The organism is Streptomyces sp. A0592 (genome assembly GCF_004795115.1).
Classification (GTDB): domain Bacteria; phylum Actinomycetota; class Actinomycetes; order Streptomycetales; family Streptomycetaceae; genus Streptomyces; species Streptomyces erythrochromogenes.
In genome coordinates, this window is record NZ_SSBM01000066.1 from 1 (window position 1) to 21055 (window position 21055).

Here is a 21055-nt window from a genome sequence, read left to right on the forward strand (position 1 = left end):
TTCCGCATGCCTGTTGCGATCCGGCGTGACGCTACTGCCAGTCGTCGTCCCACGGCGGCGGATCCGTCTCGTCCAGGTCGAAGGGCGGCTCGTCGTGCTCCGGCGCCGCGGACCGCGCCGCCGGAGCGGCCGCCGCGCGCGCCGGACCTGAGGGAGCCGGGGCGACGGACTCGGCCTCGGGCGCCGGGCCGGGGCCGGGAACGCCGGCGTCGCACCCCGCCAGAGTGGCCAGGACACCCTCGGCGTACTTGGCGAGCTTGGCCTCGCCGACGCCGCCGATGGTGCCCAGCTCCTCCACCGTGGAGGGCAGCAGCGTCGCGATCTCCCGCAGCGTCGCGTCGTGGAAGACGACGTACGCCGGCACGCCCTGCTCCTTCGCCGTCTCGGCCCGCCAGGCGCGCAGGGCCAGGAAGACCGGCTCGGCCGCGGCCGGCAGGTCGACCGGCACGCGGGCGCCCTTCCCCGAGCGCGAACCGGGCTCCTTGCGGGACGGACCGGCCGGCGCCTTCTCCTTCCGCATCGGGACGCTGCGGCGACCGCCCAGCACCTCGCCGCTGTCCTCCGTCAGCACCAGCGTCCCGTAGTCGCCCTCCACGGCCAGCAGCCGCTGCGCCAGCAGCTGGCGCACGACGCCCCGCCACTCCGCGGCGCCCAGGTCCGCCCCGACGCCGAACACCGAGAGCGCGTCGTGGTCGAACTGGATGACCTTGGCCGTCTTCTTGCCCTGCAGGATGTCGATGATCTGGCCGGCGCCGAACTTCTGCCGCCGTTCCTTCGCCAGCCGCCACACGGTCGACAGCAGCTTCTGCGCGGCGACCGTCCCGTCCCAGGACTCGGACGGCGTCAGACACGTGTCGCAGTTGCCGCAGGCCGTGCCCGTCTGCCCGAAGTAGGCCAGCAGCCGCACCCGGCGGCACTCGACCGTCTCGCACAGCGCCAGCATGGCGTCCAGGTGCATGCCCAGCGAGCGGCGGTGCGCCTCGTCGCCCTCGGATCCGTCGATGAGCTTGCGCTGCTGGACCACGTCCTGCAGGCCGTACGCCAGCCACGCCGTGGCCGGCTCGCCGTCGCGCCCGGCGCGGCCGGTCTCCTGGTAGTAGCCCTCGACCGACTTCGGCAGGTCGAGGTGTGCCACGAAACGCACGTCCGGCTTGTCGATGCCCATGCCGAAGGCGATCGTCGCCACCACCACGACCCCCTCCTCCCGCAGGAAGCGCGCCTGGTTCGCCGCGCGCGCCCGGGCGTCCATCCCGGCGTGGTACGGCACGGCGTCGATGCCCTGCTCCACCAGCGCGGCGGCGGTCTTCTCCACCGAGGCACGGGAGAGGCAGTAGACGACTCCGGCGTCCCCGGCGTGCTCGGTCCGGATCAGCTCCAGCAGCTGCTTGAGCGGGTTGTTCTTCCCGACGATGCGGTACTGGATGTTCGGCCGGTCGAAGCTGGCGACGAAGTGCCGGGCGTCCTCCAGGCCGAGCCGCGACACGATCTCGGCATGCGTGGCCTCGGTGGCCGTCGCCGTCAGCGCGATCCGCGGCACCTTCGGCCAGCGCTCGTGCAGCATGGACAGCGCGAGGTAGTCGGGCCGGAAGTCGTGGCCCCACTGGGCGACGCAGTGCGCCTCGTCGATCGCGAAGACCGACACCGTGCCCCGGTCGAGCAGCCGCTGGGCGCTCTCGGTGCGCAGCCGCTCGGGGGCCAGGTACAGCAGGTCCAGCTCGTCGCCGAGGAAGGCCTGCTCGACGGCCTGCCGCTCGTACGGGTCCTGCGTGGAGTTGAGGAATCCGGCCCGCACCCCGAGCGCGTTGAGCGCGTTCACCTGGTCCTGCATCAGCGCGATCAACGGCGAGATCACGACGCCCGTGCCTTCTCTGACCAGCGCCGGGATCTGGTAGCAGAGCGACTTGCCGCCGCCGGTCGGCATCAGCACGAGCGCGTCGCCGCCGCTGACCACCTGCTCGATGATCTCCTGCTGCTCGCCGCGGAAAGAGCTGTATCCGAACACGCGGTGCAGTACCTGCAGAGCGTCGGAGGTCTCGGGGGAAGTGTCCGGAAGGGCCATCCGTGAAGCCTAACGGCACCCGCCGACACGCCGGGTCCGCCCGCGGAACCCGGCGTGCGGCCGAGGCGTGCGGCGAGGCCTGCGGCGGGGCTCGGACCCGGGGCGTCAGGGCGTCGCCGACCGGGCCTCCCGGGCGTCGCCGAAGTCCCACAGGCAGACCACGGAACGGTCGCCGCCCGTGGACCGGACCGGCACGTTCACCTCCGACAGGAACGAGGTCAGGTACGGCTGCCGGCCCGCCCACCGGGCCGCGAACCACGGACCGGCGTCATCGCGCAGCAGCAGCTCGGCCATCGGCGGACTGCACACCGCGAGCACGTCGCCGGGCAGCGTGGTCAGCCGCTCCCAGCCGACCCGCGCGGCGTCGGCGGGCAGCCGCAGGGTGCGGTGCGGAGCCGAATCCCCCGGCGTGAACACCGTGCTCCACTCCCCGTCCCGCAGCCGCAGCAGCGCGCCGTCGCCGATGCCGAAGGCCAGGTGCTCGCGTTCCCGGCCGTCGCCCAGCCGGGTCAGCAGCCCGGTCAGCGCCACCTCGATCGCCGCGTCGTCGGCCTCGCCGCCCGGGCCCTCGCCCCGGGTTACCAGCCGCATCGAGTGCGCGACGCCCTGCAGCGCCGTACGCAGCAGGGCGCCGAGAGCGCCGTCGTCGCCGTCGGGCCCGTACAGCGCACGGCCCAGCCCCTCCCCGTACCGGCCGACCTGCGTGGCCAGGCTCCGGCAGGCGCGGTCGGCCGCCGACTGCGACCAGCGGCCGCGCGGACTGCCCGCCGCCACCGCGCTGAGCAGCGTCGGCGCGGGGATCTCCTCGGCGAAGCGCAGGAGGACCGCGTCGCGCCGGTGCTCGCCGTCGTGCCGCGCGCGGTCGCCGCGCGCCGAAGCGGCCCGCACCACCACCGGCCCGAGGTCGGCGCCGTCCACGCTGCTGTCGGCGGTCGTGTCCCGTCCCACCGGCAGCTGCCGGGGGATCGCCGGGGAGACGGGTTCGGGGCCCAGCGGGCCCTCGGCGCGGTCCTCGGCCTCCGCCAGGCGCCGCTCCAGTTCGTGGATCCGGGCCAGGGCCTGGGCCTGGGAGTCGTCGCGTTCGCGTGACCGCCGCCGCACGTCCTCCTCCAGCTCACGCAGCCGCGCGAGGAGCTCCTCGCGTTCCTTGCGCAGTGCGAGGGACTCCTCCGCGGCGGCGGCCGCGTCGGCCGTCTGGGCCCGGGCCTGCGCGAGCAGCCCGCGGACCCGGCCGAGTTCGAGATCGCGGCCCTGCACCAGGCCGGTCGCGTGGTCCGCGGCCCGGCGGGCCTGATCCAGCTCCAGGCGGGTGGTCTCCAGCTCGCGCAGGGTCTGCGGCGAGTCCGTCACGGCGGTGGCCGGGGACAGGGCCGGCCGTGCGCGCCGCCGGGCGGTCAGCCGCGCCGTGAGCGCGACGTTCGCGACGACGGACAGCACCAGGAGGATGATCAGCCAGGTCGTGGTGGTCATGGCGATGTGGCTCCCCGAGAGTCGAACGGATCCTGGGCATCGGTGTCGGCGTCGGTGTCGGTGTCGGTGGTGGAGGCTCCGGTGGGGGCGGCGGAGGAGGGCAGCACGCCGGGCGGCGCGAACCGTCGCACGGCCCGCTGCGCCAGCGGCCCCGCGGCGAAGGCCTCCAGTTCCTCCCACAGACGCTCGGCGTCGTCCTCGCCGGCCCCGGCCCCGGCCCCGGTCGGCCGGGCGTCCGCCGGCCGGCGGGAGTCGAGCCGCACGCCGTGGAGCGCGGCACGGAAGCGACGCCGCGTCAGCTCCCTCCCGGTCCGGGCCACCCGGTCCAGCGCGGGCTCCAGCACCGCAGTGCGCAGCTCGGGCATCCCGGACATCTCCCAGTCCGCCCGGGCCTGTTCCACCGCCGTCGCGGGCCGGCCCTGCGGGCGGCGCAGGATCCGCAGCGCGTGCTCCGCCTCGGGGACCGCGACGGCGTACACGGCCAGGTCCCGCGCCGCGGGCCCCACGGCCACCGGAGTCCGGCCCCGCAGCCAGCCGCCCAGCGCGGCCGTCGCACCGGGGCCGCGCCGCCCGGCGGTGATCGCGACGAGCACCGCCTCGGCCCGGTCCCCGCCCGGGCGTGCCCGCTCCAGCAGGCTCCGGAACGGGGCCGGCAGCGGCTCCCGGCCCGCCAGCGCGGTGGCCGGGACGGCGGCCAGCACCAGGTGCGCGGCGTCCAGTACCTCCGCCACGTGGGCCGACGGCCCGCCGCCCGGCGGCACGGGCAGGTCGGTCACCTCGATGCGGCCGCGGCCGTCGGCGTCGGCGCCCACGGCCGGCCAGGGCAGCGGATCACCGTGGAACAGGGCCGGGTGGCGCACTGGGACGGCCAGCACCTCGCCGGCCGGGCCGGGAGCCGGGCCGGCCCCCGCCGCCGTGACGTCCTGGATCCGCCGCCAGGCCCGTTCCACCGCTTCCTGGCCCACGTACCGGGGGCGGAAGAACGCCCGCCGCCGCTGCGCCGCCCGCACGCGCAGCCAGGCGGCAGTGCCGTGCCGGGCCAGTGGTGCCCGGTCGAGGTGCTCGGGCCGGGCCAGCATCCTCGCCAGCCGGTTCAGCGCCCGCACCTGTGCCTCGGCGAGCCGCAGCTGCGGCAGGTCGGAGGGCTCGTGCACGCAGGTGAGCGGTACGACGTCGTCCGCGCCGGGCGGTCCCGGCGGGCGGACCCCGGTCAGGAGCGGTACCAGCCGTTGCGCGGGCCCCGGCCCGATGCCCACGCGCAGCACGGCCACGCGCACGGTGACGGGTGTCCGGCCGTCGCCGTCGTACGCGTCCGCGAGGTCGGCCACGAGCTGCGGCGAGAGCCCGTTGGCACGGCCCGTCGCGGACGCGCCGAGCAGCTCGCCGACCTGCCGGGCCCGGTGGTCCGCCCCGGAGCGCCCCGTCGTGGCGGCGTTCACGGGGAGGCCTGCCGTCCGTACTGCGGCTGCGGACGCATGACAATCCGGCCCTTGCGTTCGTTCGCCCGGGAGGCTCCGCCCGCGGGCTTCAGCGGAGTCCACAGCACCCACTGCACCAACGGCTCCGCGCTCTGCCCCGACACGGAGTTCTTGACGGTGTAGGCGTCGACGTCCAGCCGGGTCCACTTCGAGAAGGCCTTGGGCACGAGCTCGTACCGGGCGCGCTCGGCCAGCGGCGCGAGGATCTCCGAGACACCGGCGCGCCACTGCCACCACCAACTGTCGAGGGCGGCGGGCCGCTTGTGCACCAGCCCGCCGAGGACCATGTCGAGCTCGTGGGCGGCGCCGAGCCGGCTGTCGGCGGGCCAGCCGTCCGCCTGCGACGAGCCCGCCGTGGCGAGGAGCCGGTACAGGTGCAGGCGGTAGCGCAGCCGCGCCTCCTGCGAGGACAGGCTGGACGGCTGGTCCTCGACGAAGACGGCGACGTGGAGTTCGGGGTCCAGGTCGACCAGACGGAGCGCCTGCTCGGCCCGTACGGCCCAGATCGGCCGGGGGTCGGAGGGCGGCAGGTCCAGGAGGGTGCCGGGCGAGGTGCCGAGCTCGTGGTGGATCTCCTCGCGGACACCGGCGGCGGCCGCACCGGGGGCGGCGACGACGAGCGGGATGCGTTCGGCCGAGCAGAGGCCCTGCGGCAGTCCGGGCACGATCACGTCCGGATCCCGGCAGTCCTCGGCGGTGACGGCCAGGCCGGCGGCCGCGGCGGTCTCGCGGGCCTGGGCGCGCCACTCGTCGCGGAGGTGGGCGGGCAGCCGGAGCAGAGCCATGTGGATGCGCTGCCAGGTGCCCGCGATGCGATCGGCGGTGGTGGCGGGAGGCCTGATCGCGGCGGACGGCGGTGTGCGGGGCAGGAGGCCGATCTGCTCGGCGAGGAGCTTGGCCTCGAGGGCGCCGAGCGCGTCGGCGATGCCGGCCAGCGGGTCGGCGGGTGGCTCGGCCCGCGCCGGCGCGACCCCGCCGCCGGCTCCGGCCGGGTCCGGGCCGGGGGTCTTCCCGCCCGTGGCCGGCTTCGCCGGACCCGCACCGGCCGGGGCCGGCGGTGCTTCGCCCGCCCCCCGCTCCTCCTCGTCCTCGTCCGCAGCCGCAGCCGCAGCCGCCTCCGTCCCGTCGTCGCCGGGCAGTGGCCGAGTGCCCGGCGGGGCCGCCGGGGAGAGGTCCCCCGACGCCGGTACGGCCATGCCCGCCCCGGCCCCGGTCCGCACGCCGCCCACCCCGGCCTCCACGAGACCGGCGGCGGCCTCGACCGCCCGGTCCGCCGTCCGCGTCCCCGCCTCGGCCTCCACCTCCACCTCCGCCGGAGCGGGTGCCTGCGCCGCGGTCGGCATCCCGCCGGCCCGCGCCGGGCCGGCGGCTCCCGCCGCCCACAGGAGCCGCTCCAGCGAAGCCCGTGCCGTTTCGAAGCGGTCGAAGACCTCTGCCGGATCGTCCGCGTACGGCTGGAGGTGGCGGCCCACCCACCGCAACTCCTCCCAGCACCTGCCCAACGCACCGAGCATCACCTCACGGCACTCCGACGGCGTGGCCAGCACCACGCCCGCCGCCTCCGCGAACCCGCTCAGCCCCGCCCCGAGCGCGCCCGCCGGCACGCCTGCGTCACTCCCGGCCGCGCCGCTCATCAGTGCCTCCCGCTGTTGGGGTCCCAGTGGTGGTTGAAGTCGCTCAGCGGCGGATCCATCCGCCGCCCCAGCACCCGCCCGGGATACCGCTGCACCTCGCGCAGCGTCTCGGCGGGCACGTACGGCACCACGCCGCGGTGCACCCGCAGCCGTCCCCGGGCGTCGAGGGTGGCGTGGTGACGGCCCTGCTGCGCCGCGCTCAGGCGGCCCAGGAACACCGGGTCGCCGTCCCCCCGGTCCAGGTGGAACTCGTACGTATACGTGTGGTTGGCCTCCAGCGGCGGGACCGGGATCGCCGCGACCCGGCCCGGCAGCGGCAGCTCGTCGGCGTCGGCGGTGTCGTGGAAGGACTCCGGCAGATAGCCGGCGGCGGCCGCCTGCTCGCTCCCGTCGCCGGCGGGCCCGGACGGACCCGTCGCCGGGAACACCTCGACCAGCCGGCGTACCCCGTCCTCGTCCACCCCCGTCGCGACGCAGATCCGGCCGGGCACCGAGCACCCCGGCAGCTCGGGGTCGAAGGACAGACCCGGTACGAGCCCGTCGAGTTCCAACCCCAGCCCGCCCACCAGCAGATGGGCCGGCCCGTTGCACAGCAGGATCGACGCGACCAGCCGGTGGTCCATCTCGATCCGGTAGCGGACCCCGCGACCGCTGCCGCTCGGCGGGCGCCACACCGATTCGAGCGGAGTGAAGTTCTCCGCCTTCGCCGTCAGCGCGAGGTCGAACACGCCCCACTGGATGGAGTCCCCGGAGCCGATGTCGCGGTGCAGCTCGACGACCCGGCTCAGCGGGTTCCACCCCGTACGCACCCCGAGCCGGCCCGAGGAGTCCAGCTCGATGAAGGGATCGCCCGCCCAGAGCAGCGGATTGACCCGCCCCATCTGCCCGACCGGCCCGAAGTCGCAGGGCAGACTGGAGAAGAGCCCCTGGAGCCTGATGTCCAGATCGCTCATCCTGACGGAACCGCCGGTGCGTCCGCTCCTGTTGTCGTTGTGCTCGATCTGGCCGGCGCGGTTGCGGACCGAGTGCGCCCACGCGGCGCCGAGGGAGGTGGCCTGCTTGGCGAACTCCCGCTCGACCGACAGCTCCGTGGCCTCGTGCCAGCCCAGCCCCGTCCTGCCGTCCGCCTCGTCCTGGCGCAGTGCCGCGACGACCTGCTCCTGGAGCTGTTCCAGGGAGCTGGTGCGCCCCGACAGCACCACTTGGTCGAGCACCGGCTCCGGCAGCGGGTCCAGGCCCCGCTCCACGCGCAGCGCGTTCTCCTCGTGGATCCGCCGGAACGATCCGCGCACCAGGTCCGCGCCCAGCTTCGCCGCCCGCCGCAGCACGGGCCGCATCAGCGTGCGGAACTCGCCCGCGTCGAGGGTGATCGGGCCGCGCACGGCGCCCAGGGTGTGCGGAGCGGCCCGCAGGATCGCGTCGACGTCCTCGTGCTTGAGGACGGCGTCCGCCGCCCCCGGCGCGCCCAGTTCGCGCTTCTTGCGCTCGGCGAGCCGCCACAGCAGCCGGAAGCGGGTGTAGCGGGCCTCCCGTTCCGCCTGATCGACGACCCCTGCCCAGTCCGTGGGCAGGCAGTCGGACAGGATCTGCCGGATGCCGTCGGAGACGATGGTGTCCAGCTGGTCCGCGGCCTGCTCGGCGACGGCCTCGGCGAGCGCGCGCCGCTCCACCCGCGGCGCGGCACCGGCCGCCGACGCATCCGCCTGCTCCTGCGCGCCGTCGTCGGGCTCCTGGCCGGGGGAGCGCAGCTCGTCCACCAGGCGGGCCTTGATCCAGTACAGCACCTGGAGCGTCAGCAGGTCCCCGCCCAGCCGTTCATGGCCCGTGGAACCGAGCAGCTCGGGCTCCAGCCGGTAGTTGCGGCCCGCGACGAACTCCTGCTCCTCGGTGAGCTCGGGGGTCTGGTCGACCAGCGTCAGCCGCAGCAGCGCGATGTCGGTGGTGCCGCCTCCGATGTCGATCACCAGCATGATGCGGTGCCAGGTCGGCGGATCGTCCCCGACCCGGCGGCACCGCGCCCGCAGCGCCTCCAGACCCGCATTGAGGTCGTCGGTCAGGTCCCGCATCAGGAAGTACAGCCCGGCGGCGAGGCCCTCGTCGTAGTCCATGACGGTCATCGGGCCGCCCAGGGCGCGGCCGACCAGCTCCTTCAGCCGGTCCTTGACCTCGGGCAGGATCGTGGTCGGATAGGTCACCACGACGGTGGGCACCCGGCTGATCGTGCCCAGCGCCTCGTTGTACGTGGCCTCCTCGGCGCCCTCCACCAGCAGCCAGTACATGTGCTGCGCGAGGTGGTCGGCGGACAGGTCGCTGCCCGCCACCGGCTCCGGCTTGAGCTGGAGGGCCGCCCGCTTGATCCCCGTCAGACCGCGGGTGTCGTCTCCGCACAGCTCGAAGCGCCGCGCCCGGGGGTCCTCGGGGACCGCCCCGCCGGGATAGTCCACCTCCAGCATCGAGCTGGCCGGGGCGTGGGTGCGCCGTCCGGTGTGGCCGTCCGGGAATCCGACCGGCCGGACGCCATGGCGTTCCAGCGGCGGGGTGCCGATCACCGCCGCGTATCCGGCGTGCAGCCGCCGGTTGAGCCACCGCCGCAGCTCCGGTCCGGCCTGCTGGCGGATGCTCTCCACGCGCAGCATCAGCGCGTCGGCGGCCCCCGGCTCCGCCACCCGCGCCAGTACCGTGCTCCCCGTCGTCCCGGTGCCGTCCTCGCGCGGCAGCGTGACGGTGCCGGCGAGCAGCGCCCGTACCTCGTCGCGCCATTCGGGCGGTGCGTCGGCGGGCGGCCCGAGCAGGTCCGCCAGCATCGCGGACAGCGCGGCCACCTGGGCCGGGTCGACCAGCCGTTGCTTGACCTTCTTCTCGTCGTGCAGGGTCGCCGTCGACGCGGTCGTACCGAAGTCCACGACGACGAACTCGTGCTGATGGCCGGTGCCGGCCAGTTCCCGCAGCCGCAGGAGGTCGTCCTCCTGCGGTGCCTGCGGGGCCGGGCCGGGCCGTTCGCCGGGCGGGGCGAACTCCAGCATGACCGCGCCGTGCGCCGTCTCGGCACCCTGGGAACCGGCGTAGTCGACGCTCCAGTAGACGTCCAGCCGCAGCGGCTCGCCGTCCGGGGCGACCGCCGGCCCGGTGTCGGGATGGACCAGCGACGTCGGCAGCAGCGCCTCGGCGGACAGGGTCCGCGGCCCGTCCACGGTGATCGGGGCGAACTCCTGCGGCACCCAGCAGGCCTGGAGCGCGTAGGCCAGCTGGGCGGGGATCAGGCTCCCGCTCTCGGCCCGTACCTCGATCCGGGCGGGCAGGTGGACCGTGACGACCGCGGGGCCGCCGCCCTCCTGGTCCTGTTCCAGGACGACCTCGGGCAGCGGTATGCCGTCGGGGCCCGCGTAGAGGCGGAAGTGCTTGCGGCCCAGCGGGACCACGCCGGAGTCGGCGCCGGTGTGCGGGGCGCGGAAGGTGATGTTCAGTGCGGCGCTCATGTCAGTCGGTGCTCCAGGCTCGGACGAGGACGTCGATGGGCTGGTCGGGCTCGGGCCCCTCCTCGCCGTCGTGGGCCGCGGAGGGGGAGGGGAAGGACGGCCGCGGTGGGCGCACTTCCGTCTCGGTGGGCAGGTACTCGCCGGCCTTCGTGTACAGGGCGACGAGGTCCTTCTCGATCCGGGCGAGGGTGCGCCCCAGGTACTCGGTGACCAGCCGGGCGGCCGCGTCCGCCGTGTTCTGGCGCAGCTGCACCACCGACCGGGGATGCCGCTCGCGCTCCTCGGACTGCGGGTCGAGCAGCGGCATCCGGTGGTGCCACGGCAGGGCGTGCGGGGACCGGGCCGGGAACCGGGCCCGCTGCTCCTCGGGCGTGGGACCTGGCGCGGACAGCAGGTCGGTGATCCGCTCGGTTGCCATGACCGGATCCAGCGCCGTCCACAGGTGGTTCAGCTGGTGGTCGGCCTTCTGCGTGCTGCCGCGCAGCCGCGTGAACAACTCGGTGAGCGCGGCGTCGGTGGCCTCCTCGGCCATCCAGGCACGCAGCGGCCCGAACTCCTCGCGCCAGTACGCCGCCCAGTTCTCGAACCAGGCGCGCAGCTGGTCCCGGCCCTCGTCCGTACGGCGCTCGATCAGCGAACGGAACTTGTCCAGGAAGGCCTCGGTGGAGTCCGCGGAGGCGCTGTCGCCGCCGGTTCCGGAGCCCGCCGCCGTGCGGGCGCCCGCCGCGTGGGTGGGACGTACGATGAGCCGGATGCCCTGGTTGGACGGTGGTTCGCTGCGGGGGACCAGGTGGTGCCGGTCGCGTTCGGCCCGGCTCAGCAGTTCCTGCCACTCCCGCCAGTCGAACACCTCGTCGCGCACCGCCTCGGCGGTCTCGCCGCGCTGCGGCGGCCGCCCGCCCGCCTCCCGCGCGTCGGACCCGCCGTCGGCTCCGCCCGGCGGGCCGTCGTCGCGCAGCGCGTGCAGGGCCGGCAGCATGCGGTCGAGCAGCCTGCGGAACTCGGTCAGCTTCCGCGACAGCTCCCGGTACTCCTCCGACCGGCTGCCGCCGCCCGCGCGCCGTACGTGGCCGCGCAGCACGGCGAGTTCGCGCGTCAGCTTGTGGTGGGAGCTCTGCGCCCGCTCCAGCTTCTGGGCGACCCCGTGGCGCCGTACGTGCTGCACGATCAGGGTGCGCAGCCGGGTGATGCCGCCGTCCTCGTCGTACGCGCGCAGCCGCGGCGTCCACGCGTTGTCCGGTTCGGCCGCCGCCAGCCGGGCCGCGATCGGCTCCCACCGGCGGGTGCCCGGCGGATCCAGGTCGCGCAGCGCGGCGCTGATCCGGTCCCTGGTCTCGGGGGAGGTCCGGGTGTAGGACAGCTGGTGCGCGCGGATGGCGCCGATCGAGGACACCACGACGATGCCGTCCTCGCGCCGCGCCACGAACTTGTTGCCGTAGACGTGGACGCCGTTGATCTCGGCGGCGTGGGGCAGCAGCTTCTCCAGCGGCAGGGGGCCGTCGGGGTACTGGCTGAGCGCCGGGGGCTTCGCCAGGTCGAAGGCGTTCGCGGCGACCAGCGCGGCACTGGCCAGGGCCTGCGGCTGCCGCCCGTCCTCGGTGAGCATGTCCCAGAACGCGGAGGCGCCCTTGGACTCCGCCCGCGAGGCGCTGAGCACCAGCAGGATCGTGTGGACGTTCACCAGCTCGCGGCGGCTCAGGAAAGTGTCCCGGCCGTAGGAGCCGGCCGCCCCGATGCCGGGGAAGTCCAGGAGCCGCACGGAGTGCTCCTCGGCGGTCAGCCCGCCGATGTCCCAGTGGTCCGGGGACAGCGTGACCGCTTGCGTCACCCGCTCGATCAGCGGGAACGCCCGGCGCAGCGCGTCCGGCGCGGTCTTCTCCTGCTTCAGCTGCGCCATGTCGAAGGGCTGCACGTTGCGTTTGGGGGGCGTCTGCGGGGTGCGCCGGGCCGCCTCCAGCACCAGGGCCGCACGGATCGACTCCGTCGCCACCCCGATGGGCTTGCCCAGCAGGTCCTGCTGGCTGAGCGCGGCGTCGCGGATCCGGCACAGCTCGGTGACGGCGTCGCGGTGCGCCGCCGAGATCGTCTCGAAGGCGACCGGGCCGGTGCCCGACGGCCACAGCCGCGGGTACCAGGCCTCGAAGGGCGCCCAGCCGCGCGGGTCGGTGACCGGGTTGTAGCCGCCGAGCATCTCGCGGGCGCCGAGCTGCGGGTGCTTGGCGTCCACGGTGGCGATGAGCTCGCCGAGGATGGCGCCCACGCAGGCGGCGAGCCGCTCCTCGTCGAGGAAGGTGATGTCGGTCGTCGAGGAGACGGCCGTGGTGCTGCCCGGGGCGCCGCGCGTCAGCTCCAGCACCGTGATGTTGCCCGTGCTGGGGGAGGCCTCGACGGGCAGCAGGTCGGGCCTGCCCAGCAGGGTGCCGAGGAGGAGGGACTTGCCCACGGAGTACTCCCCGACCACGCCGATGGTGACCGGTGCGTCGAGCCGGGAGGCGAGTTCGCCGGCCAGGGCCTGGACCCGGTCCCGTGACGCGTGCGCCTCGGGTGTGTCGGGGACGTCCTGCTCGCTGAGCATGGTCAGCGTCTGCTGGGCGAAGAGCCGGAGGTCGGTGAGGCTGAGGTTGTTCGTCGTGGAGGTCACAGCGTTCCACTCCGTCGAGGCTGTCGGGCCGCCCGGCTGCCGGGCTGCTGAGGGGGTGTCCGGTCAGGACAGCAGGAAGAAGAGCTCGATCCGCGCGGTGCCGGAGGGGATGGCCTGGCCGCTGTCGTGGTAGCCGCGGATGATCTTCTCCGAGTACGGGGGGAAGAACCGCGGTGCGGCCTGGGGCAGTTGCCGGGCCACGGCCGTGGCGTACGCGTCGCTTCGGCCGGTGTCGACGGCGCCGCCGGAGCGGACGGTGCCGAAGACCATCACGAAGGCCGCGGTGCGGCCCTCGTAGCGCTTGATCTCCTCGTTGACCTGGCGGGTGAGTGCGGCGGTCTCCGAGGGGCGGCCCGCGATCAGGGCGTCGGGGTCGAGGCGGACGCCGACCGAGACGGTGACCGGGTCGAGCCCGCCGGGGCGGGCGGTGTCCGAGGGGGTGGGGGAGGGGCTGTGCGACGGATCCGGAGCGGCCGTGGCCGTGGCCGTCGGCGACGGGTGCGGGTCCGGGGCGGCCGCCGGAACCTCGCTGCCGAGGACCACGAGCACGATCACCAGCAGCAGGTCCGCGAACAGCCAACCGGCGAGATAGGTACCGCCCGGACGCCCCGGCTCCCGGCTCACCGCACCCCCTCCCGGTCGTCCCCGGCCGGGCGCGCGCCGTGCTCCGGGCCGCGGTCCGAGGGCGGACCGCCCCGTAGCGGGCCGCGGCCGTCGGTGCCGGGTGGGCCGGTGCCCGCCCCCGCAGGGTGGTTCCGGTCGCGGCCCGGGGCGGCCGCGGTGTCCCCCACCGCTTCGGCGGCGACCCGGGCACCCGGCTCCCGCGCGCCGTCCGCGACCGCGAGGCCCGCCTCCCGCAGTGCCTTGGTCAGCGTGCGGAGCGTGTCGTGGAACTCCGCCACCGCGGAGCCCAGTTCGGCCTCCTGCCGTCGGCGCCCGGCCGACAGGCCGTGCTCCGCCGCCTGCCGGTCCGCCGCGACCTCCCGCAACTCATCCATACGGTCCGCCAGTTCCGCCGCGACGGCGCGCACCTCCCCGCGCAGCGAGGCGGCCAGGGCGGCGACCGCGAGCTCGTAGGCCATGCCGATCCGCTCGGCCCCCTCGGACGCGGAGGACTCCAGCGAGGAGGGCAGCGCGGTCAGCGAGCGGTCCAGGCCGTCCACGGCCGAGCCCAGCAGTTGCGTCGACTCGGCGAAGGAGCCGCGCGCCGCCGTCAGCGCGTCGCGGACCTCCCGGCCCACGCGGTCCATCGACGCGGCCGCGTGCCCGGCGACATCGGCTCCCCGAGCCTCGGCCGCCGCCGCGACCGTGTCGAACCGGGAGGCGACGGACTCCCCGGCGGCGCCGATGAGGCCCGCCGCGTCCCGCCCGGCGGTCACGAAGGAATCGGCCACCGACGTACGCAGGGCTGCGACGGCCGAGTCCACGCTCTCCGCCAGCAGCCGGCTCCCGGCCGCCACCTGTTCCGCCGCCGCCGAGGCGCTCTGTGCCGAGGCACGCATCTGTGCGGTCCCCGAGAGCAGCGCCTCAGCGGCGGAGTCGAGCGCGGCCGTGGCGGCGACGCTGCGGCCGGTCGCGCCGTCCGCCTGGACGACCAGGTCCCGGGCGCACTGCTGGACGGTCGCGGCCTGGCCCAGCAGCGCGCGCAGCCGCTCGGCCGCACCCTGCAGTTCGGCCGCGAACCGTCCGGGCGAGGCCGCTGCGGCGCCGGCCGCCAGCGCCTGGGTCTGCGCGAGCGCCCCGGACAGCCGCTGGGACAGCAGCCGGCGTTCGCTCTCGTCCCGCTCCTCCCAGCGGTGCCGCATCAAGGTCGCCGTGGCCAGCGCGGACAGGGCAAGGACCGTCCACAGCGCCATCATGTCGAAGCGCAGCACCGGCCACAGCCGTCCGTCGAAGCCCTGCTGCCACAGCGTCAGGAAGGAGCCCTGCGCCGTACTGCCCGAGTCCCGCATCCGCTGGTACGCCCAGGCGGCGGCGCCCAGCCCGAACCAGGTGATCAGCAGCGGTACGAACACCAGGACCGTCGGCAGGGCGCCCAATAAGCGGCCCCGTGCGGCGTCCTCGTCCGGACCCGGTGCCAGGGCGTCGGGTCCGCCGTACGCCGCGACCAGGCCGCCGCCCGCCCAGACCTCCAGGCCGGAGCCGCGCGCCACCGCGTCCGCCAGCTCCCCCAGCGCGGCGCGGTGGGAGCCGGCCCGCGGATGGGCGGCCAGCTCCCGCAGCTCTGCGGCGAGCGCCTGCGGATCGCGGTGGGTCGGGCCGGGCGCGACGGACGGTCGGGCCGGCTTCCGCTCCCGGGCGTGCCAGGCAGAGAGTCCGAATCTGCGTTGTGTCACCACACCAACCCCCCACTCGCGTTGGCCGTCGCGGACCACTGTCGCCGTGGGAGCCTCATGAGAATTGGTCAGGTGACGCATTTTCGGACACAGTGCGCGGGGGCGGGAAGCTTCAGCCCGTGTCGGACAGCGAGCCGTCCTCGCCAGGCGGCGGCGGAGCGGGCGCCGGGCCGCGGGGGGCCAGGGGCGCGCTGTAGGGGCCGGTGGCCTGCTCGGCGCGCGGCGGGCGGGGTTCCAGCGGCGGCCGCTTGGGCCGGGGCGGCCGGGGACCGCGCGGCGTGGGGATCCCCGGGAGCAGGTTCTCGTCGGCGGCGGGCCAGCCGCTCTGCCCGGCAATGGCCCGCAGGATGCCGGGCTCGCGGACGACGACCCCCCGGTACTTGGTGGCCACGGCTCCGGCGGCGCGCAGGCTGCGCAGGGCGCGCTGCACACTGGCGTCGGATATCCCGGCGAGGGCGGCGAGGTCCGCGTGGCTCAGCGGTACGTCGATCCGCAGACCTCCGGGGACGGAGCGCGCGTAGCTGCGTACCAGGTTGTCGAGGGTGCGGGCGAGTCGGACCGTGGCCGTACCGCTGCTGGAGTCGATGCGGTGGCGCGTGGCACCGCGCAGCTTGCCCGCCACCGACCGCTGCACGACCTCCGCCGCGGTCGGGCTCCCCCGTAAGAAGGAGCGGAACGCGGCGGCGGTCAGGACCCGGGTGGCGGTGCGCCGGACCGCCACCACCGTCGCGGACCGCGGCTGCCCGTCCAGCGCGGAGATCTCGCCGACGATCTCGCCGTGCACCCGCAGGGCCAGCAGCACGGTGGCGCCGTCCTCGGCGCCGCCGAAGACCTTCACGCAGCCCGAGGTGATCAGCAGGGCCGTCGTCTCGGGTCCTCCCTCCCGTATGAGGGTCTCCCCGACCCCGTACGTGACGACCCGGCCGAGGCCGATCAGCGTTTCGCGGTCGTCGGCGGCCAGATTGGCCATGAGTGTGCCCTGGGGCCAACGACTCACGGCCGTCGTGTGGTTCCTGGAACTGGATGGTGTGTGCATGCGCATGGGAGCCCCCTCGGCTTTCACGCCCGCTCGTGCACGGGGCGGTGCCAGTGCGAGGAACCTAGCGCACGCAGAAGTTGTCCGGGGATGAGATGGACAGACCGGAGAAGGCAACGCTTCGGGCGGGTGGAGCGAGACATTCCCCAACCGCACCACAGGCCGCCGCCCGCCCCAACTCGCCTACTCACCAGTCACTTTGTCGCGGTGGCAGATCTCCGGCGCGCCCGGAACCCGCTCGGCACCTGCGGATGCCCGCATTACCTCACCTGACCGGTTCTCGACGACGCCGACGGCCCACGATGGGGCTCCCGGCGCGGGGTGTGCCGGGCCAGGGAGCGGGACGACGTCACCCAGGGGGAGTTGTGGCCAACGGCAGGGGCACCGCCCGCGCGGGGCGAGGGGAGCGGGAGTGGTCGCTCGCCGTCGACTTCGGCACCTGTTTCACCACGGCGGCCACGTTCGGGGACGAGGCCGCCGTCGGCGGCGTCGGACCCCGCTCCCTGGAAATCGAGAACAGCCGCTGCCTCCCGGCCCTGGTCTGCCTGGACGACAGCGGCGCCCTCCTCACCGGCCGGGCCGCGCAGCAGCGCGCCGCGCACCATCCCGACCAGGCCGAACGCGCCCCCAAACGGGCCCTGGCACGCCAGTCCGCGGTGCTGCTGGGCGGCCGGTCGGTGCCCGCCGCGGAACTGGCCGCCGCGGTCCTGCGCCGCGTGTACGCCGAGGCCCGCGCCGCGCACGACGGCCGCCCGCCGGCCCGTACCGTCCTCACCCACCCGGCCCGCTGGGGAACCGCCGAACGCGGCAGGCTCGCCGAGGCCGCCGAGCGTGCGGGTATCGCCGGCCCCGGCTTCCTGCCCGAGCCCGTGGCGGCCGCACTGCACCACGCCCAGGTCCACGCGGTGCCCGACGGCGGCGCCGTCGCCGTCTACGACCTCGGCGGCGGCACCTTCGACACCGCGGTCCTGCGCCGCACCGCCGACGGCTTCGACACCGTCGCCATCGGCGGCGACCCCCACCTCGGCGGCGAGGACCTCGACGAGTGCCTGCGCGACCTCCTCGGCGAACGGGCCGCCGACCGCGACCCCGACCCCTGGCACACCCTCTGGGAGGACCCCGGGCCCCCGGCCGCCGCCCAGCGGGCCGCACTCGGGCGGGAGCTGACGGCGGCGCGCGAGGCCCTCTCGCAGACCGGTTCCGTGGACATCGCGGTACCCGGCTACCCGCAGCCCTTCCTGATCCGCGCGCACGAGTACCGCGCCGCCGCCGAACCCCTGCTCGACCGCAGCTACGAGCTGCTCGCCGCCACCATCGCGGACGCCGGGATCGACGACGCGGACGTGCACGAGATCGTCCTGACCGGCGGGGCCAGCCGTACCCCCCGGGTGTCCGACCTGATCGCCGAGCGGACCGGCCGGCTGCCGCTGCTCACCGCCGACCCCAAGTCCGCCGTCGTCCTCGGCGCCCTGGCCGTGCTGCCGGCGACGCTCCCGCCCGGGCCGGCGCGGGCCGCCCGGCCGGCGTACGCGGACGGCGCGGCAGCCCAGGGCGGGCGCGTCCGGCGCTATCTGAACCCCGACGGCGACCTGGGCTTCCGCTTCACGCCGCAGCCCTGAGAACCGCTTTCCCGGATCCCGAGGGAGCCCGATGGACATCGTGATGCTGGGCCACAGCGCGGCCGGCAAGACCACCTACGTCTCACTCATGTACGCCGCGATGCGCGACGGCATCCAGGGCTTCAGCCTGCGCACCGACGACGTCCTCGTCCACGGCGCGCTGACCTCCGCCGCCGAGGCCGTGCTGCGCGGCCGCTACCCCGACATGAGCAGCAGGCGCCAGGTCTTCGAGTTCGTCCTGCAGTACCAGGGCCGCGACGTCCTGCCCTTCCGCTGGCGCGACTACCGCGGCGGTGCCCTGACGGAACGCCAGGCCGAGAGCGTGCAGGCCGGGCAGCTCCAGCAGGACCTCGTCGAGGCCCAGGGCATCGTCGTGTTCGTCGACGCCCACCGGCTCCTGACCGACAACGGGTCCGACCGCTACACGCGCCGGATGACCGTCCTGGTGCAGCGGGCGCTGGAGGCCCGCGGCGACCAACTCACCCCGCTCGTCCTGGCGTTCACCAAGAGCGACCTGCTCGACCTGGACCGGCCCGGACTGCTGGACCGGCTCGTGGAGCCCTTCGACGGCCTGATCGCCGGAGTGGCCCGGACCCAGCACCTGCGCGGCGCCGTGGCGCTGGTGGCCTGCGGCCCCGATCCGGTCAACGTCGCCGTGCCGGTGCTGTGGAGCCTGCACCACGGGATCGTCGGCCGTGGTCTGGCCCTGCACTCCTCCATCGAGGAGTCCCTCGCCTCCGCCCGCCGCGCCGCCGCCAACGACACCGCCTGGGACCGGATCTCCAGCTGGTGGAAGGAGGAGAGCTCCTGGGCCGAGATCAGCGCCCGTCACGAGCGTGCCGCGCAGGCCGAGTACGAGCGCCTGGAACCCCTCTTCGAACCGGCCGAACGGCTCGCAGGCCTGCTGGACGGGGTCCTCTGCTTCTGAGCGCCCCTGCCCCCGTGCCCTCCGCCTTCGCACCCCGTGTCCGCACCGCGCCACCGAAACGGGAGAACACCACGCATGAGCGACCACCGGATCACCATGACCATGCTGGGCGCCCAGGGCTCCGGCAAGACCACGTACCTCCTCGGCATGTACGCCACCCTCTCGATGGGACTGCGCGGCTACTTCATGTACGCCACCGACCCGGACACCGACCTCGACCTCGCCGAGGCCTGGGAGGAACTGTGCGCGGACGGCAGCCTGCCGGCACCGAACAGCGAGGTCCCGATCGACTACGAGTTCGTCCTGCGGCACGGCGTGACCTCGCTGGTCGACTTCGACTGCCAGGACTTCCGCGGCGGCGCGGCCACCCAGCGCGGTGGCGAAGGCTCTCCCGCCGACGTCGCCGCCCTGGCCGAACGCCTGGACCGCTCCGACAGCATCTTCCTCGTCCTGGACGGGCAGCACGTGGGCCGCTGGGTCGCCGACGACACCCCGGCCCACCTCAACCCCGCCACCGACCCCATGAAGATCGCCCGCTTCTCCCGGGCCATCTCCAACCTCTGCGACCGACGCAGGCAGCGGGGCGAACCCGCACCCTCGATCGTCGTGCTCGTCACCAAGGCCGACCTGCTGGCGGAGATCTCCGGACTGCCCACCCACGAGGCCCTGGAGAAGACCGCGCGCAACCTGTCCAAGCTGGTCAAGGTCATCGACTCCGAAGGTGTCACGGCGATGCTCTGCCCCGTCCAGCTCGGCAGCTTCGGCGACGCCTCCGCCGTCACCGTGGACCCGACGCTCGTCGACCCGCAGAACCTGCACCACCCCATGATCTTCGCCCTGTTGCACTACCTCGACGAGGGCATCGTCCGCCACGGCGAGGAACACGTGCGCGCCGTCGAGCGGCAGCTCGACGACCAGGCGCAGGAGCTGGCCGGGCTGCGCAGCGGCGGCCTGATCAAGAACTTCTTCAGGCGGAACGAGATCAGCCGGAAGGACGCCGAGATCGCCGCGGGCAAGGAACTGCACGACGAGGCGCAGGCACGGGTCACGGCCGCGCGCGTCCGGGCGGAGCAACTGGTCGAGGAACTGCGGAACATGCCCGTCTACCGCTCCGGCAAGCTCCAGATCGGCTGACGGCGATGCCGAGGGAGAGCACCGGAGCGCACGGCGGCTGGTCGGCCGTCGTCTACGGCCGTACGTACCGGATCGACCGCTGGTGGCGGGCCCTGCCCGAAGGGGTCGAGGGGGCGAGCCCCGGGGGACCGCTCGGACGCACGGTCCTCGCCGTGGTCTCCGGCGGTACGCGGCTCGACGCCGGGCCCCGCTTCGTCCTCGACCGGGGCGCGCACGGCGTCCTGGTCGGCGCCGCCTGCCGGATGCCGCTGCTGGGGCCCGAGATGGCGTACGACGAGCACGGAAGGCCGCTCTACGGCTTCGTCGGCTGGCACCACCCCGAGCGGGCGGTGCCGCACGGCCTGCCGGGCCTCGCCGAGCTGGAGGCGTCCTTTCCCCACTGGGCCGCCGCCACCTACCGGGCCTGGGCCGGCCCGGTCTGGGACGTCGCCCGGGAACGGGACGCGGTGACGCTCCCCAGCACTCCGGAGCCGGCCCCCTGGGGGCAGGGCGTGCGGCCGGCCGACCCGACGGCGGCGCTGCGCTGGCCGCCGGCCCACCCCGCGGACGTCCACCTGCTGCCGGTGGAGCAGGCGGCGGGCCTGTGGGACGCCGCACTCGCCGCCGGGCCGATGGCGGACTGCGTGCTGACCACCGGCTGGCAGCAGTCGCGCGACGCCCGCGAGCCGGGCCTCACGCACTCCTGCTGCGCGGACGTCACCGAGTACCGCCGGGCGCCGCACACGGCCCCGCCGGTGCCGGCCCGGGCCGCCGATCGGCCGCCGAAGCCGGTGCGCCACCCACGGGAGAAGGAGGGCAAGAGCTTCCTGTCCCGGATGGGCGACGTGTTGCGTTCCGTGGTCGACGGGGACCGCCCCGACGACCGGCCGCGGCCTGCCGCCCGCACCCGGCCCGCCCAGCAGCGCGGTACCCGCCGTCAGCCGCACCTGACGGGCCTCGCGGCGTACGAGCAGCCGGAGCCGCCGGCACCGGGACTCCTCGCCCGCGCCCACGCCGTGGACGCCGAACAGGCCTCCTTCGAAGGCTACTTCGGCGCCCTCGGCACCCCGCCCCCCGACGCCGCCCCGCCCCCGGCTGCCCCGGCCGCCCACGACACCGGCGCAGGGCCCCGCACGACCACCGGGCGGCCCTCCGCCGCCGAGGGCCCGGGCGCCACTGCCGTCCCCGGCGGCGCAGCCGCAGGCCCACCGCCGGGCCCGGACCCGGGCGCAACCCCCGCCTCCGGCGGGCCGGCCGGCCAGATC

General features: G+C 75.3%; 12 protein-coding genes and 1 pseudogene. 4 read left to right on the top strand and 9 right to left on the bottom strand.

The genetic code is table 11. From position 1 onward, the window contains the following. Positions 1–31 precede the first annotated feature (31 nt). The 9 genes from recQ to E6U81_RS38075 form a co-directional block, all read right to left on the bottom strand. Positions 32–2059 (bottom strand): DNA helicase RecQ, encoded by a 2028-nt coding sequence (recQ, locus tag E6U81_RS38035; RefSeq protein WP_136234563.1) that lies wholly within the window; start codon positions 2057–2059, stop codon positions 32–34. Between the two features lie 105 nt (positions 2060–2164). After that, positions 2165–3529 (bottom strand): protein phosphatase 2C domain-containing protein, encoded by a 1365-nt coding sequence (locus tag E6U81_RS38040; RefSeq protein ID WP_136234564.1) that lies wholly within the window; start codon positions 3527–3529, stop codon positions 2165–2167. Beyond that, positions 3526–4968: a hypothetical protein gene (locus E6U81_RS38045; RefSeq protein ID WP_136234565.1), complete on the bottom strand. Its 1443-nt coding sequence runs from the start codon at positions 4966–4968 to the stop codon at positions 3526–3528. Before E6U81_RS38045 ends, E6U81_RS38040 begins: the two co-directional genes overlap by 4 nt. Further along, complete coding sequence (locus E6U81_RS38050) at positions 4965–6641, bottom strand: hypothetical protein (RefSeq protein WP_136234566.1); 1677 nt, start codon at positions 6639–6641, stop codon at positions 4965–4967. Before E6U81_RS38050 ends, E6U81_RS38045 begins: the two co-directional genes overlap by 4 nt. After that, entirely contained in the window at positions 6641–10117 is a 3477-nt protein-coding gene (locus E6U81_RS38055; RefSeq protein ID WP_136234567.1) for a hypothetical protein, read from the bottom strand. The genes E6U81_RS38050 and E6U81_RS38055 overlap by 1 nt, the downstream gene beginning before the upstream one ends. Position 10118: 1 nt before the next feature. Beyond that, positions 10119–12758 (bottom strand): hypothetical protein, encoded by a 2640-nt coding sequence (locus E6U81_RS38060; RefSeq protein WP_136234568.1) that lies wholly within the window; start codon positions 12756–12758, stop codon positions 10119–10121. A gap of 63 nt (positions 12759–12821) precedes the next feature. Next, positions 12822–13382, bottom strand: coding sequence for a hypothetical protein (locus E6U81_RS38065; protein WP_136234569.1), 561 nt, complete (start codon positions 13380–13382; stop codon positions 12822–12824). Further along, complete coding sequence (locus E6U81_RS38070; protein ID WP_136234570.1) at positions 13379–15094, bottom strand: hypothetical protein; 1716 nt, start codon at positions 15092–15094, stop codon at positions 13379–13381. The genes E6U81_RS38065 and E6U81_RS38070 overlap by 4 nt, the downstream gene beginning before the upstream one ends. A 112-nt stretch (positions 15095–15206) precedes the next feature. Beyond that, positions 15207–16064 carry a Crp/Fnr family transcriptional regulator gene (locus E6U81_RS38075; RefSeq protein ID WP_168714864.1) on the bottom strand — a complete coding sequence of 286 codons (858 nt, stop codon included), beginning with the start codon at positions 16062–16064 and terminating at the stop codon, positions 15207–15209. A gap of 431 nt (positions 16065–16495) precedes the next feature. Between E6U81_RS38075 and E6U81_RS38080 the strand changes: the two genes are divergently transcribed. From E6U81_RS38080 to E6U81_RS38095, 4 genes and pseudogenes are all read left to right on the top strand, one after another. Further along, entirely contained in the window at positions 16496–17749 is a 1254-nt protein-coding gene (locus tag E6U81_RS38080) for an Hsp70 family protein (RefSeq protein WP_168714865.1), read from the top strand. A 31-nt stretch (positions 17750–17780) separates the two neighbouring features. Continuing rightward, positions 17781–18677, top strand: coding sequence for a hypothetical protein (locus E6U81_RS38085; protein WP_136234573.1), 897 nt, complete (start codon positions 17781–17783; stop codon positions 18675–18677). 75 nt (positions 18678–18752) lie between these two features. After that, entirely contained in the window at positions 18753–19811 is a 1059-nt protein-coding gene (locus E6U81_RS38090; protein WP_136234574.1) for a hypothetical protein, read from the top strand. Positions 19812–19816: 5 nt separating this feature from the next. Beyond that, positions 19817–21055 (top strand): annotated as a pseudogene (locus tag E6U81_RS38095) (hypothetical protein); the annotation flags it as partial.

Coding starts and splice junctions, on each gene's coding strand:
- E6U81_RS38090 (WP_136234574.1), top strand. CDS start 18,753: ATGAGCGACCACCGGATCACCATGACCATGCTGGGCGCCCAGGGCTCC.
- E6U81_RS38040 (WP_136234564.1), bottom strand. CDS start 3,529: ATGACCACCACGACCTGGCTGATCATCCTCCTGGTGCTGTCCGTCGTC.
- E6U81_RS38050 (WP_136234566.1), bottom strand. CDS start 6,641: ATGAGCGGCGCGGCCGGGAGTGACGCAGGCGTGCCGGCGGGCGCGCTC.
- E6U81_RS38075 (WP_168714864.1), bottom strand. CDS start 16,064: ATGGCCAATCTGGCCGCCGACGACCGCGAAACGCTGATCGGCCTCGGC.
- E6U81_RS38085 (WP_136234573.1), top strand. CDS start 17,781: ATGGACATCGTGATGCTGGGCCACAGCGCGGCCGGCAAGACCACCTAC.
- E6U81_RS38055 (WP_136234567.1), bottom strand. CDS start 10,117: ATGAGCGCCGCACTGAACATCACCTTCCGCGCCCCGCACACCGGCGCC.
- recQ (WP_136234563.1), bottom strand. CDS start 2,059: ATGGCCCTTCCGGACACTTCCCCCGAGACCTCCGACGCTCTGCAGGTA.